Below are 13,374 nucleotides of genomic sequence, written 5' to 3' on the forward strand. Positions count from 1 at the left end.
CCGGTGGGATGCGGAGCGATCGCGGAGGTGGAGGCGTGTTGGCTTCCGCCGGAAAACACATGTTTGCCGACAGGGCGACGCCACTCGCTGCGAACCGTCCCCATGGCCACGTATTTCTGTGCGATAAACCCTGTCGGAATGATAGGATGTACGGTAACGGTCAATATGGGGTTTTCCGTACATGTTGGTGGGCTACATGCGGGTGTCGTCGGACGGAGACCGACAAACGACCGCGCTCCAGCGTGATGCCCTGATCACCGCCGGGGTCGATCCCCGTCACCTGTTCGAGGACAAAGCATCGGGAGCGCGGGACGACCGACCCGGCCTCAAACAATGCCTGTCCTTCCTGAAGTCGGGTGATACGCTGGTTGTGTGGAAGCTGGATCGTCTTGGGCGCTCGCTGCCTCACCTGCTCGACATCATCACCGGACTGCGCGACGGGGGCATCGCGTTCCGGTCCCTGACGGAGGGCATGGACACCAACACTCCGCACGGCGAACTGCTGTTCCATCTGTTCGGTGCGCTTGCACAATATGAACGCGCCCTGACCCGTGAACGTGTCCAGGCCGGGCTGATGGCCGCCCGCAGGCGAGGGCGACGCGGCGGCAGGCCCGTCACGATACAACCCGAAAAGCTGGAGGCGGTCATGGCCGCCCTGTACGGAGGAGCCAGCAAGGCCGCCGTGTGCCGGACCTTCGGCATCGCCCGCAGCACGCTGATCGACACCTTGAAACGCACCGGGTGGAACGGCACCAGCAAGGTTTAATGAGTGCCAAGCACCTCCCAAATCCATCCCAAAAACGCCATCGATCTACCGATCCCTATTTGTTCTCACGAGCGGTACATAAAACTCACTTTCGTGTCGGCACCCCCTGATGGCCTTTGACCTCAAGACCGGGCAGCGCCGCTGGCTGCGCCAGACGGTGGCCAATGATGCCTGGAACGTGGCCTGCATGATGGGCGACCATCCCTCCTGCCCCAAGGAGCGGGGGCCGGATCTGGACTATGCCGCCTCCCCCATCCTGGCGGCCCTGCCCGGTGGCGGGCAGATGCTGCTGGGCGGGCAGAAAAGCGGTGTGGTCCATGGTGTGGACCCCGATACCGGTGCCCTGCGTTGGAGCACCCGGGTCGGGCGCGGCGGCGTGCAGGGCGGTGTGCATTTCGGCATGGCGGCGGAGGGGGCGCGGCTGTACGTGCCCATATATGACATGGCCAATGCGCGGGACGGCAGCAAGCCCACCGATCCGCCGCGTCCCGGCCTGCACGCCATCGACGCCGCCACCGGCAAACTTCTGTGGAGCCACCCGGCGGAGGATGTCTGCGGCGGGCGGGAATTCTGCGATCCCGGCATTACGGCGGCCATCACGGCCATGCCGGGCGTGGTCTTTGCCGGCCATTCCGACGGCTGGGTCCGCGCCTATGACGGGGCGACCGGCAAGATCGTGTGGCGGTTCGACACGACACAGCCGGTGAAGGCCGTGAACGGGGTGGAGGCGCGCGGCGGATCGATGAGCGGCCCCGGCCCCGCCATCGGCGACGGGCATGTCGTGCTGAATTCCGGCTATGGCCTGTATTTCAAGATGCCGGGCAATGCCCTGCTGGTCTTCGCCCCCGAAAAGGGGCGTTGAGCGGGGGCAGCGGTTTGGTTATGGGTGGGGGTCGCTGACTGTTGCCGGCCCCCCGCCCATGACCGACCAACCCGCCCCCGGACTGCTGGACAAGGCGCTGTCGCTGCTGCCGCTGGTGGCGCGGGCGGGGACCTGTTCGCTGACGCAGCTGGCGGGGGAACTGGGTTTGCCGCTGTCCACCATCCACCGGCTGGCGCAGGACCTCACAAGGCATGGCTATCTGATCCGGCTGGGCCGGGGGCGTTACCGGCTGGGGCCGGCCCTGCTGTCGCTGGCGGCGGGGCTGCGGCTGGAGGATATGCTGATCGAGGTGGCCCGCCCGCTGGTCCAGGACTTGGCCCGCGACTGCCGGGCCTGCGTGCATCTGGGCAGTTTCGATGGCGAAATGGTTACCTACCTGCTGAAGCGCGGCTTCGGGCGGGAGAAGATATTCTCAGCCGAGGGGATGCAGCTGGAGGCCTATTGCTCCGGCATCGGCAAGGTGCTGCTGGCCCACCTGCCGGCGGCCGACCGGGCGCGCTATCTGGCGGGCGGTCCCTTCGTGGCCCTGACCCCGCGCACCATCACCGACCCGGCCCGGTTGGATGAGGAGCTGACCCGCATCCGGGCCCAGGGCTGGGCCCTGGATGATGAGGAGATATTGACGGGCCTGCGCTGTGCCGCCGTGCCCGTGCGGGACCGCACCGGCACCGTCATCGCCGCCCTGTCGGTCAGCGCCGGCCTGCCCGCCATGCCGGTGGCGCGGGTGGCGGACCTGCTGCCCCTGCTGCACCGGACGGCGAATACTATCCGGGACCGGCTGTTCGGCGCCTAAACCAGGGCGGCGACGCAGGCGGCCAGGATGGCAAGGCCCATGGCGATGTTCATCGCCCGTTCGGCGCGCGGTGCCATCTCAATCCGGCCCAGGGCGCGACCGGCCAGCAGCCAAGCAATATCCACCACGATCATCACGACGACGACCAGCAGCCATTTCAGGCCGCCATCGCCCAAGCCCTGCGCCGGGTCCAGCAGGATGAAGGACCCGAACAGCGAGGCGAAGGCCAGATAGGCCTTGGGGTTCGTCACCCCCAGGATGAAGGCACCCCAGGGCCGCCAGGCCCCCGCCCCCTGCCCGTCGCCGCCCACACCGCCCGATGGCGGGGCGCTGGCGATGCTCCAGGCCAGCGCGATCAGATAGGCGGTGGAGGCCACCAGCATGATCACCCGCAGGGCCGGAAAGGCCTGCAAAAGCGCCACCAGACCCACCGCGCTCAAGCCGGCCGCCAGCGCCAGCCCGGCCTGCAAGGCCAGGAAATAGCGCAGGGCGTGGCCGGTACTGCATTGCCGGCCCACCACCACCAGGGCGGCAATTGCCGGCCCCGGCGACCCCAGCAGCGCCACCGCCGCCAGCAGGAAACCAAGGATCGATCCCATCTCCATCTCACACCTTTATAGAAAGACATCCACATATAAAGATGTCTTTATGTTTAAGGGTGAGAACTGTCAAGGGGGGAGCGGTGCGCCCCTCCCCCCCCTGAACCAGCCTTACCGTCCCGCGAACCGTACCGGCTGGCGCGCAAAGAAGGCCGCGCGGGCGGCGGCGTGATCCTGGGTGGCGATCAGCATGGCCTGGCCCGCCTCCTCCGCCCGCAAGACATCGTCCAAACCCTGCGGCCAGGCGGCCAGGGCCGATTTGACGGCGGCGACGGCGCCGGGCGCCGCCTCCGCCAGAAGGGCGGCGCGGGAGAGCGCGGTGGACAGCACCTCGCCTTCGGGGGCCAGGACATCGGCAATCCGCTCCGCCACGGCATCGGCCCCACTGATGGTGGGGCAGAGCATCAGGATTTCCCGGACCCTTCCCATGGGCACACGCTGCGGCAGGGACCAGAGCAGGCCCAGATCGGGCATCAATCCCACCTTGCCAAAGGCCGCACAGAAGCGGCTGCCCGGTCCCACCACCACCAGATCACAGGCCAGCGCGATGGAGAAGCCGGCCCCGAAGGCCGCCCCCTCCACCGCCGCCACCACGGGCAATGGCAGGGCCACCAGCCGCCGCACAATGCCCTGACAGGCCCGCATCATGGCGGTGACGCCCAACGGGTCGGCCCCGTCCATGGCGCCCAGATCGCCGCCGGCACAAAAGGCCCCGCCGTCGCCTGTCAGCACCAGGGCCCGCACCGACCGGTCCGCCGACAGCGCATCCAGGGCCGCCGACAGATCGGCCACCAGTTCCGGCACCAGAGCATTGCGCTTGGCCGGCAGCATCAGCCGCAGGATGGCGACATCCCCTTCCCGCTCCACCCCCACCAACCCGGCCATCACACCCTCCCCGCTCTGCTTACTTGTTTAGCTTAGTTTTATTATACGCATGATGTTATTTGTGTATACTCAAATCCAGACAGAGAACATGGATCGGGGCATACCGTGCCCCGTGGGGGAGGCGGAGATGGTGACGCGGGCGGAACTGCTGGCCCAGGGCTGGCAGATGGAGGAATGGGCCGACTATGCCGGCCTGGTCGGTCCTTTCTGGTGGCGGGGCGAGGGCACGGCCCGCACCTATGGCCTGCTGTGCGATGGCAAGCATCGCAATGAACGCGGCACCATCCATGGCGGCCTGATCGCCACCCTGGCCGACCACGCCATCGGCCTGATCGTCTGGGACAGCGTCGACCGCCGTCCCTGCGCCACCATCCAGATGAATATCCAATTCATCGGTGCCTGCCGCGTGGGCGACTTCATCGAAGCCAGCGGCGACATCCTGCGCTCCGGCCGCAGCATCATCTATGCCCGCGGCCTGCTGTCCGTCGCCGGCAAACCCGTGGCCGGGGTGGATGGGGTGTGGAAACTGCTGGAGGCTTAACGCCCCCACCAACGCCGCCTATGCAACCAAGTGAAACACAAAATGCAGGTGCGTTGCACGGACCCCAGCCCGAACCGGGCCGCCGGACGCCCTCCGCGCACCTTGTGCAACATCATGCACCACGAAACAGGGGTGTGTTTCACAGCGGACGGTCGGGCCGCTCTGAATGGGTGTGGATACAGGGGTGGTGTTGATGGGGGCAGGATAGCACGGGGCGGTGGGGATGTCAGCGGTTAGGGGCGGCGATTGTGCATAGTGGCATTAGCACCAAAGCCGCCACAGGGTATGCATCTTCAAAAGGTCTTGCTATGTTTGGCTGACAACTGTGTTCACTGAGCTATTCGGACGATAGGTCAATGCGCTTTCTTGCCAGTGGGCCATCGATTCCCGATGAACTCCTCGTCGCGCGCGACGAAGGGCGAGTTGTGTTTTTCTGCGGAGCCGGCGTCTCAAAGGCTCGTGCAGATTTGCCTGATTTCTACGGTCTGACCTCAAATGTTCTCGATAAACTAGGTGCCGGGCAAGATAGTCTAGCAAGACAAATTACGAAAGTTGCACAACGACTGCAGAAATGCCAATCGTTAAAACAAATAGGGACAATTGTCTCCGCTGACAAAGTGTTTGGATTTTTAGAGCAAGAATTTAACATCAATGATGTTCGCTCGGAGGTCGCAAAGGCGTTGCAACCTAGAAAAGATGCCGATCTTTCAGCACACAAAATATTGATTGATCTTGCACGGGGGCCTGATGGTGTCGTGCGATTGGTCACTACTAATTTTGATCGTCTATTCCAAGCCGTCGATCCTCTTCTTAAGTCAAAGTCTCCACCCGATTTGCCTGACCTGAGGCACAACCATACATTTGACGGTATTGTACATCTGCACGGGATGGTGAACGAGGACTACACAGGCACTCATGGAGAGGAGTTCGTTGTATCCTCCGCCGATTTCGGCCACGCCTATCTTGCGGAAGGCTGGGCCGCAAACTTCATGCGGCAACTGTTGCAGCGATTCCAGTTGGTTTTCGTCGGTTATGGGGCAGACGACCCGCCTGTTCAATACCTTCTGGAAGCTCTCGGGCGTACCGCGACTAGCACCGCTGGCATATACGCATTCCATGGCGGACCACCTGACGAGGCGCAGGCACGCTGGGGCTCAAAAGGCGTCCGCCCCATCGCGTTTGATACTTCAAATAACTACCATGCACTTTGGGCGACTCTGGAGGCGTGGGCGGCAAGAGCACGCGATCCCGCCGGCTGGGCAGCATCAATTATTGAGATGGCAATGAAAGGTCCTGCCGCCGTCACAGAGCATGAACGCGGGCAGGTCGCACACCTCGTTTCAACGGTGCCTGGAGCGCGAAGCTGGGCGAGCGCAAGGCCTCCTGCTGAGTGGCTGTGTACCTTCGATCCGGCATTTCGGTTTAGAAAGCCGGGAAAGGTGGGTGGGGCTTTTGGGGCAGGCACCTACGTCGATCCCTTTGATCTTTATGGTCTCGATACCGACCCCACTCCACCACCAATCAACCCCAGCGATCCTTATAGCAAGCGTGAAGTACCGTCTTCCGTCTGGAGCGCTTTCAATATTCAAACTTCGGAACCTCTTCCTGAAGTTGCCGCAACACTCACCGGATATTCTGCTGTTGGTCCGGGCGCGCTAACCAGTCGCCTTTGGTCTCTTGGCCTGTGGTTGTCTGAAATTTGCTATCAGCCAGCCGCTGTATGGTGGGCAGCTTCCAGAGGTCCACTGCATGAGGCGGTGCAAGGAAACATTAGGAGAAAACTCGCTTTTGAGGCTGAGCATTGCTCGGCCACGGTCAAACGGGCGTGGTACCTTCTTCTCGGTTCGTGGGAGGACGGAAGACGAGGTTCTCGCCTGGATTGGTACGATTTCAGACGTCAGATCAAGGTCGGGGATTGGACTAACTCTACAATTATTAGCATGGTGCAAGCTATACAGCCTCGCCTTAGTGCCGAGTTCTGCTACTGGAGTGGACCTGTTCCACCGCGGGGCCACGATGACATCTCATTGAATCGGTTGATCAGCTTGGACGTAAGCTATCCCGACTGGGAAACTGATATCGAGATTCCTGACGAGCACCTAGCTTCCGTCGTGAAAGGAGTTCGTTGGACCCTCGAACGAGCAATGACCCTGGAGGCCGAACGGGGAGAGTCCTATCTGCAACTGTCCCATCCCTTGACACCGGACCCAGATATCCCGGCGGGTGATCACCAATATATCCGTGGCCTAGATCTACTTCTGAAACGCTATGTCATTATGTACTTGCGGCTTCACAGTCTCTCCCCCGCACTAACTGCCAAGGAGCGTTGCGCATGGGCGGTAGACGATACTGTCTTTGCACGACTAAGAATTTGGGTCGCCGGCCAGACGGACATCACGGAATCTAGTGAGGCCGGTCGGTACTTAACGGAACTTTCTGAAGAAGCGTTCTGGGATAGTAACAATCAACGAGACCTGCTCATCGCCATACAGTCACGCTGGGAAAATCTGTCTACAAGAAATAAATCACGGCTAACCCGAAAACTCTTAAAGGGCCCAGAACGTTGGGAGCATGAAACAAAAAAGGAGTTCAAAGAACGACGCGCAATATATATTCTTGAGCGTCTAGAATGGTTGAAGCAGCAGGGTATCGCTCTCGAAATCCATTCTGCCAAGCTTGACAAGCTTCGCCGCCACTCGCCCCGATGGAAAGCTGATTTTGCATCAACTGCCGCACAGTCCCGTGAAGCGCGAAGCGGGTATGTAACGACGGATACCACACCCGATATTCTGTTGGGGGTACCGCTTTCAACTTTGATCGACGTCGCCGATCAATTACGCGGACGCGATCCGAAAGATTCATTTCGGGAGGTTGATCCGTTCCAGGGATACGTCAAAAATGAGCCTTTGCGTGCGCTAGCGGCGTTACGCATACGGACGACGAGAGGCCCCTTCCCTTCACAGTCCTGGAGAACGTTCCTGCAGTCGGAGGCGTGCCAAGCCAATAGGCCACGTCTTGTCGCACTGATTTCTGGTCACCTTGCCAGGCTGCCGCTTGATGGTCTTGGAACGATCCGGCACGAGGCATCAAGGTGGATCGCCACGACTGCACCAATTCTGCTCAAGCTCTCACCCGGGATTTTTGCGAGACTATGGTACACATTTCTGAATCTTCTTTCTTTGGACACAAGCCTCGGAAGTTCTTCTGTATTTCATAGTTCAAGGGGTAGGGACTGGCTTACCGAGGGGATCAACTCACCTGTCGGCCATCTCATTGAAGCTCTACTTCAACACCCTGAGATCGCTGATTTGGAAACTGGGCAGGAACTACCAGTGATTTGGCGATCCTATGTGAATGATCTGCTCAATCTCCCCGGCGACCAGCCATACTATGCTATTGCGATCCTTAGTCGGATACTTGGCTTCCTGTACGATAAAGCTCCATCATGGACCGAAGAGCGGCTATTTGGTCGATTGGATGCAGAACGCCGAGATGCAACCGAAGCTTTCTGGGCCGGCTTCCTTGGCGGCAACAAGCCGACAGTTTCGCTATATACGCGGATCAAACCGCTAATGCTTGCCCGTGTCCGTGACGAAGTCAAAAGCGAAACCCAAGGCCTTGCTGGTCGCCTTCTCGCTGGATGGAGAAATGTCCCGCCTGATATGAAGGATTACTTGGTCACCGACGAAGAGTTACGGGATGCTTTGGTCCATGGGAGTGACGAGTTTCGGCAACAAGTGCTTTGGAATCTCTGGAATTGGTCGAGAAAAAACGGGCAAGACAATTGGGCTGCAATGGTTCCAATTTTTTTCCAATCTGTATGGCCACGACAGAAAGCGGCAAATAGCTCTCGAACAACAGACAGGATTATTGATATTCTACTCTCTAGTGACGATAGTTTTCCTGAATTGTTCAATATGGTATCTTCTTGCCTTGTCAGAAATGATCGATATACCAGCAACATTTTCAATGGATTAGATGATCTTGAGCAATCGAATGGCGAGTTAGTTCGAAAATTTCCGTCTGTTGTTTTGGAATTGTTAATCAAAGTGCTGCCGGTCGAAGTACAAAATTGGCCTCATAATGTCCGTGCAATACTTAAATTGATCAGTGATGAAAACTCAGCTTTAGCGACTGACGAGCGCATGTTGATTCTGTTGAGGAAGCTCGATAACAGTGGCCGGTAAGTAATACACTCGGATACAATTGGCCACCCCCTACCCCCCCATCCCCCACCGTATCCCCCGCCGCAGCAGCTCATAATAAACCGGGTGTGCCCAGGCGCCGCGTTCGACGAAGGGGTAGAAGTCGGCCAGTGGGCGCAGGTCGAAGCGGCCTCGGCAGTGGCCCAGGGTCAGGTAGAGGACTTCGCCGCCATGGCTGGGCCGCGTGTACATCACCAGATGTTCAGCGTCGGGCCAGTCGCTGTGGGTGAATTCGGGGGTTTGGCCGGCGAAGCGGGTGGTCAGGAGGGGGTGGTTGCCGGGGTGGAAGGTGCAGAGATATTGCTCATCCTCCACAAAGAAGTCGCGCAGGCCCCGTGTCAGGGCGTGGTCCTTGTCGGCCACCTTGACCTTGAAGCGGCCGATGGGGGGGTGGGCCTGGAACTGGCTGCCCAGCATTTCCATGAAGTCAGGCGCGCAATCGGGGCAGTCCACCTTGCCATCGGCCAGGAAATTCAGGATGGAGTTGGTGCCGTGCAGCGCGAACCAGCGGCGGCCCTTGCCCAGGAAATCGCGCAGGGCGGCCAGTCCCTTTTCGTCCGGCACGATGTCGCAGGTATAGGTGATCAGCATGTCGGTGCTACGGATCGTGTCGGCGTCGCTGTAATCATTCAGGATGGTGACGCGCGCGGTTTCATGCTCGGCCAGCAGCTTCAACAGCTCCAGCCGCGCGAAATCAATATCATGGTACTTGCCGCCAGCGATCAGGCAGATATCGAAACGGGTGGACATTGGCGGCCTCAGGCACGGGGGACGGGGCGGCGGATCGGGTCGCGGCCATCCCAATCGCGGCTGGTGGCCTGAACCTTGGCGAAGAATTTCATCAGGGCGGGTGTCGCCTCGAACAGCTCCACCATGGTGCCGGGGAAGGCGTCCGCATTGTCGAAATAGGCAAAGCCGGTGCCGGCCTGGGTGCGCCCACCCTGAGCCACCGCCATGCCATGGGCGGTGGCGCGGGCCAGATCGGCGGCGTAGTCCTGGCTGGCCACGCCGACATGGTGCAGGCCCTGCAGGCCGGCCTCCAGGAATTCGCGATAGACGCTGGGGGCGCTGTTGGTTTGCTGCACCAGCTCGATCTGCATATCCCCGCTATAGGCGGTGGCGACGGCCATTTCGATGTCGACTGCCTGTCCGCGATAGGTTGTCTCGGCAAAGGCGACGCGGGGCAGCACGAAGAAGGGGCCGACACCCAGCCGCTCCACCCAATGGCGCATCGCCGCGTCGAGATCGCGGACGACGAAGCCGTTCTGCATGATGGGGCCGAAGATGCGGCTCATGATCCGGTGCCCTCCGTGGGCAGGATGCGCGACGGGGATGGGATCGGGTCGGGTGCCGGGCTGCCCGTGGCGCGCAGGCGCACGAAGGAGGTGCTGTCGAACCGGATCACCACCTCCCCCCGCTGGTTCACCAATTCGTGATGCAGGGTGACGATGCCGGCATCGGCGCGCTTGCCCGACGGACGCTTTGACAGGGCAACGGAGGTGGCGTGGACGGTGTCGCCGGGGCGCAGGGGGGCGGCCCAGCGGACATTGTCCCAGGCGATGCCGCAGACCCAGGCAATGTCGCCATTTTCCTCATGATCCAGCACGCGCCAGAGGGCGCAGTTGTAAAGCCCGCTGGCGATCAGTTCGCCGAATGGCGACTGTGCCGCCAGGGTGGCGTCGGTGTGGAAATATTGCGGGTCGTAGCGGACGGCGAATTCCGTCATGTCCGCCGCCGTCACGGCATGGTCGCGGCTGCGCGTCCGCTCCCCCACCATGATGTCTTCCCAGAAGCGCCAGCCTGTCATGGTCGCGCCCTCTCCCCCGTCTGTGGTCTGTCCGGCCCTTGTTCCGGGCCTGTTGTATCAGTATGGGCAAAATCCTGTATGCATGTCGATGGAAAATGTATATTTTAATCAGCAAAGCAGAAAATCATGCGGGAGGAACCATGCCCACCATCATCGCCACCGACCGGGAGGGCCGCGAGCATGCGCTTGCCGCCGATGCCGGCCACTCCCTGATGGAGAGTTTAAAGGATAATGACCTGGATGTGGCGGCCATCTGTGGCGGCTGCTGCTCCTGCGCCACCTGTCATGTCTATGTGGACGGGGGATGGGTGGCGGCGCTGCCGCCGCAGGCCCCGGATGAACGGGAGCTGGTGCAGGACAGCCCGCATTTCCGCGACGGCGCCTCCCGCCTGTCCTGCCAGATCCGGGTGACGGATGCACTGGACGGGCTGCGCGTGACGCTGGCGCCGGAAGACTAAAAAACTAAAAGCGGAGGGTCAAAATGGGTCGTGTCAGTGGGAAAGTGTGCCTGGTGACGGGTGCGTCGATGGGGCTGGGCCGGGCGGATGCGCTGGCCCTGGCGCGCGAAGGGGCGGCTGTGGTCATGGCCGACGTGGCGGAAGCGGCGGGGGAGCAGGCCGCCGCCGAAATCCGCGCCGAAACGGGGGCCGACGTAGTCTTCATGCGCCATGACGTGACCAGCGAGGAAAGCTGGGCCGGGGTGATGGCGGCGGTCCAGGCACGGTTCGGGCGGTTGGACGTACTGGTCAATAATGCCGGGACGGTGGTGATTGAGACGGTGGAGACCACGACGCTGGAACAGTTCCGCAAGGTCAATGCGGTCAGCGCGGAAGGCACCTTCCTGGGCTGTAAACATGCGATCGGCCTGATGAAACAGGGCGGTGGCGGCAGCATCATCAATATGTGCTCCGTCGCCACGCATCTGGGCTATCCGGTGTTCTTCGCCTATTCGGCGGCCAAGGGGGCGGTGCGGGGGATGAGCAAGTCCATCGCCATTCACTGCCAGATGCAGGGCTATAATATCCGCGTCAACACCATCCATCCCGGTGCCATGGATACGCCCATGGTCCGTGCCGCCAACAATGCCCTGTTCGGCAGCGAGGAGGAGGCCAGGAAGCACCTGCCCCCCATCGGCAGCCCCGAGGATGTGGCCGCCATGGTCCTCTATCTGGCCAGCGATGAAAGCCGGTTCGTGAATGGGGCCGAGCTGGTGATTGATAATGCGGTGGTGATTTCCTGAGGATCCGTCCCGCCAGAGATGTAGGTCAGGTAGAGGCGCAAGCCTCGCCCTGACAGATAAGGCTTTCAATCCACTCCTGTCAGGGCGCGCCACAGGCGCGACCTGACCTACTCCGCTACCATCACCAGCACCCGGCCATCGGCGATGCGCACGGGGAACAGCGTCAGGGGGCGGTAGCCGGCACCGCCCAGGCAGCGCCCGCCATCGGTCAGGTCAAAGCGCGCGCCATGCAGGGGGCAGGACAGGATGCCGTTGCGCAGCCTCCCCTCCTCCAGCGTGCTGGCGGCATGGGTACACATGTTGCGCACGGCGCGTATATCCGGTCCGCTGCGGCAGAGCAGGATATCCTCCCCGCCGGCTTCGACGCGCAGTTTGGCACCGTCGGCAAGGTCGGCGAGGGCGCAGACGTCATGTTCCATGTCTGTCGCCCCCCTATGACCGGCGCTGATCAAACCGGCGGCCGACCATGGCGGACGCGATATTGATCTTCTGAATATCGACAGCACCACCGGCAATGCCCCAGCCCCAGCTGTCGCGCAGGCGGCGTTCCATGCCATATTCATGGGAATAGCCGTAGCCGCCCATCAACTGCACCGCCGCGCCCGTCACTTCACGGCTTATTTCGTTAGCGAAACATTTCGCGACGGAGCTTTCCAGCAAGGACGGCATACCGTCCTGGGCATTGCTGGCGGCGCGGTGGATCAGCAGGCGGGCCGCCTCCACCTTCATCTTCATTTCGGCCAGCTTGATCTGCACGGCCTGGAATTCCACGATGGCGCGGCCAAACTGACGACGCTCCTGCACATAGTCGGTGACTTCTTCCAGGGCACCCGATGCCTGGGCCAGCGACATGGTGGCGTTGCCGCAGCGTTCCAGATCGAACGCTTCCATCATCTTTTTAAAGCCACCGGCACCGACGATCACATTCTCGCGCGGGATTTCGACATCATCGAAATAGATGTCGGAACTGGGGATACCGCGAAAGCCCATCAGCTGTTCATTGGCACCAAAGGTCAGGCCCTTCATGCCCTTTTCGACAAAGACGGCACCAATGCCCTTGGCCCCTGCCTCCTCCGACATGCGGACATAGACGACATAGCCATCGGCATGGCCGCCGCCCGAACACCAGCGCTTGGTGCCGTTCAGGTACAGCTTGCCGTCGCGTTCGGTGACCTTGCTGGTCAGATCGGTCAGGGCCGATCCGGCCTCCGGCTCTGACATGGCGATGGCGACGATCATGTCGCCGCGACAGACGGCGGGCACCACGCGATCACGCAACTCCTTGGTGCCGAAATGTTCGATGGCGCGGACAGGGCCGACGCAGCTTTCAAACACCGGGAAGGCCACGGCGGAGGAGATTTTCGCCAGTTCCTCCAGCACAATCAGGGCCTCCAGATTGCCCAGACCCATACCGCCATAGGTGGTCGGTATATTTATACCGAGAAATCCCATATCCGCATATTTGGCGATCCATTCCCTGGGGCAGGCCTCCCCTGTCAGGTCCAGATGTTTGGCCAGCGGGCGCAGCTGTTCCTGGGCGAAGCGGCGCGCGGCCTCCTGCAGCTCCCGCTGCTCCTCGGTCAGTCGGAAATCCATGGACCTCTGTCCTCCCCATCCATGCCGTGGCGGCTTGTTCTTATGATCGAAAAGCGTCG

The 13,374-nt window shown here is 61.4% G+C and carries 14 protein-coding genes; 7 read left to right on the forward strand and 7 right to left on the reverse strand.

What is annotated here, in order from left to right:
• Window positions 1-181: 181 nt before the first annotated feature.
• The 3 genes from C0V82_RS25720 (at window position 182) to C0V82_RS25730 (ending at window position 2,442) form a co-directional block, all read left to right on the forward strand.
• Entirely contained in the window at window positions 182-766 is a 585-nt protein-coding gene (locus C0V82_RS25720) for a recombinase family protein (RefSeq protein WP_102115310.1), read from the forward strand.
• A gap of 109 nt (window positions 767-875) precedes the next feature.
• Window positions 876-1,628, forward strand: a complete 753-nt coding sequence (locus C0V82_RS25725) for an outer membrane protein assembly factor BamB family protein (protein WP_102115311.1) — start codon at window positions 876-878, stop codon at window positions 1,626-1,628.
• Between the two features lie 58 nt (window positions 1,629-1,686).
• A complete protein-coding gene (locus C0V82_RS25730; protein ID WP_158660230.1) occupies window positions 1,687-2,442 on the forward strand; it encodes an IclR family transcriptional regulator in 756 nt (251 codons plus the stop codon).
• Here the strand turns inward: C0V82_RS25730 and C0V82_RS25735 are convergent.
• Window positions 2,439-3,041 carry a LysE family translocator gene (locus tag C0V82_RS25735; RefSeq protein ID WP_102115377.1) on the reverse strand — a complete coding sequence of 201 codons (603 nt, stop codon included), beginning with the start codon at window positions 3,039-3,041 and terminating at the stop codon, window positions 2,439-2,441. The genes C0V82_RS25730 and C0V82_RS25735 overlap by 4 nt on opposite strands.
• A gap of 111 nt (window positions 3,042-3,152) precedes the next feature.
• Window positions 3,153-3,926, reverse strand: coding sequence for an enoyl-CoA hydratase/isomerase family protein (locus C0V82_RS25740; RefSeq protein WP_102115313.1), 774 nt, complete (start codon window positions 3,924-3,926; stop codon window positions 3,153-3,155).
• A 127-nt stretch (window positions 3,927-4,053) separates the two neighbouring features.
• On the opposite strand from C0V82_RS25740, the gene C0V82_RS25745 reads away from it, so the two are divergent.
• Window positions 4,054-4,467 carry a PaaI family thioesterase gene (locus C0V82_RS25745; protein WP_158660231.1) on the forward strand — a complete coding sequence of 138 codons (414 nt, stop codon included), beginning with the start codon at window positions 4,054-4,056 and terminating at the stop codon, window positions 4,465-4,467.
• 356 nt (window positions 4,468-4,823) lie between these two features.
• Window positions 4,824-8,654, forward strand: coding sequence for an SIR2 family protein (locus tag C0V82_RS25750; protein WP_102115315.1), 3,831 nt, complete (start codon window positions 4,824-4,826; stop codon window positions 8,652-8,654).
• Between the two features lie 30 nt (window positions 8,655-8,684).
• Here the strand turns inward: C0V82_RS25750 and C0V82_RS25755 are convergent, their stop codons facing one another.
• From C0V82_RS25755 to C0V82_RS25765, 3 genes are read right to left on the reverse strand one after another with little or no spacing between them, the layout of a single operon-like run.
• Complete coding sequence (locus tag C0V82_RS25755) at window positions 8,685-9,422, reverse strand: ThuA domain-containing protein (protein WP_102115316.1); 738 nt, start codon at window positions 9,420-9,422, stop codon at window positions 8,685-8,687.
• Window positions 9,423-9,430: 8 nt separating this feature from the next.
• Window positions 9,431-9,967, reverse strand: coding sequence for a VOC family protein (locus C0V82_RS25760; RefSeq protein ID WP_102115317.1), 537 nt, complete (start codon window positions 9,965-9,967; stop codon window positions 9,431-9,433).
• Window positions 9,964-10,479 carry a MaoC/PaaZ C-terminal domain-containing protein gene (locus C0V82_RS25765; RefSeq protein WP_102115318.1) on the reverse strand — a complete coding sequence of 172 codons (516 nt, stop codon included), beginning with the start codon at window positions 10,477-10,479 and terminating at the stop codon, window positions 9,964-9,966. Before C0V82_RS25765 ends, C0V82_RS25760 begins: the two co-directional genes overlap by 4 nt.
• A gap of 140 nt (window positions 10,480-10,619) precedes the next feature.
• Here C0V82_RS25765 and C0V82_RS25770 point away from each other — a divergent pair, with 140 nt between their 5' ends.
• Together C0V82_RS25770 and C0V82_RS25775 are read left to right on the forward strand one after the other, a co-directional pair.
• Window positions 10,620-10,937: a 2Fe-2S iron-sulfur cluster-binding protein gene (locus C0V82_RS25770; protein WP_102115319.1), complete on the forward strand. Its 318-nt coding sequence runs from the start codon at window positions 10,620-10,622 to the stop codon at window positions 10,935-10,937.
• Between the two features lie 23 nt (window positions 10,938-10,960).
• Window positions 10,961-11,719 (forward strand): SDR family oxidoreductase, encoded by a 759-nt coding sequence (locus C0V82_RS25775; RefSeq protein WP_102115320.1) that lies wholly within the window; start codon window positions 10,961-10,963, stop codon window positions 11,717-11,719.
• A gap of 107 nt (window positions 11,720-11,826) precedes the next feature.
• On the opposite strand, the gene C0V82_RS25780 is transcribed toward C0V82_RS25775, so the two are convergent.
• A complete protein-coding gene (locus C0V82_RS25780) occupies window positions 11,827-12,138 on the reverse strand; it encodes a Rieske (2Fe-2S) protein (protein ID WP_102115321.1) in 312 nt (103 codons plus the stop codon).
• A gap of 13 nt (window positions 12,139-12,151) precedes the next feature.
• Window positions 12,152-13,315, reverse strand: a complete 1,164-nt coding sequence (locus tag C0V82_RS25785; protein WP_102115322.1) for an acyl-CoA dehydrogenase family protein — start codon at window positions 13,313-13,315, stop codon at window positions 12,152-12,154.
• Between the last annotated feature and the right edge of the window lie 59 nt (window positions 13,316-13,374).

Origin of the sequence: Niveispirillum cyanobacteriorum (genome assembly GCF_002868735.1) — a bacterium.
GTDB lineage: Bacteria > Pseudomonadota > Alphaproteobacteria > Azospirillales > Azospirillaceae > Niveispirillum > Niveispirillum cyanobacteriorum.

What these genes read in the sequence shown, in the direction of transcription:
- C0V82_RS25785 (WP_102115322.1), bottom strand. Translation starts at nt 13,315, where the DNA reads ATGGATTTCCGACTGACCGAGGAGCAGCGGGAGCTGCAGGAGGCCGCG.
- C0V82_RS25720 (WP_102115310.1), top strand. Translation starts at nt 182, where the DNA reads ATGTTGGTGGGCTACATGCGGGTGTCGTCGGACGGAGACCGACAAACG.
- C0V82_RS25775 (WP_102115320.1), top strand. Translation starts at nt 10,961, where the DNA reads ATGGGTCGTGTCAGTGGGAAAGTGTGCCTGGTGACGGGTGCGTCGATG.
- C0V82_RS25765 (WP_102115318.1), bottom strand. Translation starts at nt 10,479, where the DNA reads ATGACAGGCTGGCGCTTCTGGGAAGACATCATGGTGGGGGAGCGGACG.
- C0V82_RS25770 (WP_102115319.1), top strand. Translation starts at nt 10,620, where the DNA reads ATGCCCACCATCATCGCCACCGACCGGGAGGGCCGCGAGCATGCGCTT.
- C0V82_RS25735 (WP_102115377.1), bottom strand. Translation starts at nt 3,041, where the DNA reads ATGGGATCGATCCTTGGTTTCCTGCTGGCGGCGGTGGCGCTGCTGGGG.
- C0V82_RS25725 (WP_102115311.1), top strand. Translation starts at nt 876, where the DNA reads ATGGCCTTTGACCTCAAGACCGGGCAGCGCCGCTGGCTGCGCCAGACG.
- C0V82_RS25745 (WP_158660231.1), top strand. Translation starts at nt 4,054, where the DNA reads ATGGTGACGCGGGCGGAACTGCTGGCCCAGGGCTGGCAGATGGAGGAA.
- C0V82_RS25755 (WP_102115316.1), bottom strand. Translation starts at nt 9,422, where the DNA reads ATGTCCACCCGTTTCGATATCTGCCTGATCGCTGGCGGCAAGTACCAT.
- C0V82_RS25740 (WP_102115313.1), bottom strand. Translation starts at nt 3,926, where the DNA reads ATGGCCGGGTTGGTGGGGGTGGAGCGGGAAGGGGATGTCGCCATCCTG.
- C0V82_RS25780 (WP_102115321.1), bottom strand. Translation starts at nt 12,138, where the DNA reads ATGGAACATGACGTCTGCGCCCTCGCCGACCTTGCCGACGGTGCCAAA.
- C0V82_RS25730 (WP_158660230.1), top strand. Translation starts at nt 1,687, where the DNA reads ATGACCGACCAACCCGCCCCCGGACTGCTGGACAAGGCGCTGTCGCTG.
- C0V82_RS25760 (WP_102115317.1), bottom strand. Translation starts at nt 9,967, where the DNA reads ATGAGCCGCATCTTCGGCCCCATCATGCAGAACGGCTTCGTCGTCCGC.
- C0V82_RS25750 (WP_102115315.1), top strand. Translation starts at nt 4,824, where the DNA reads ATGCGCTTTCTTGCCAGTGGGCCATCGATTCCCGATGAACTCCTCGTC.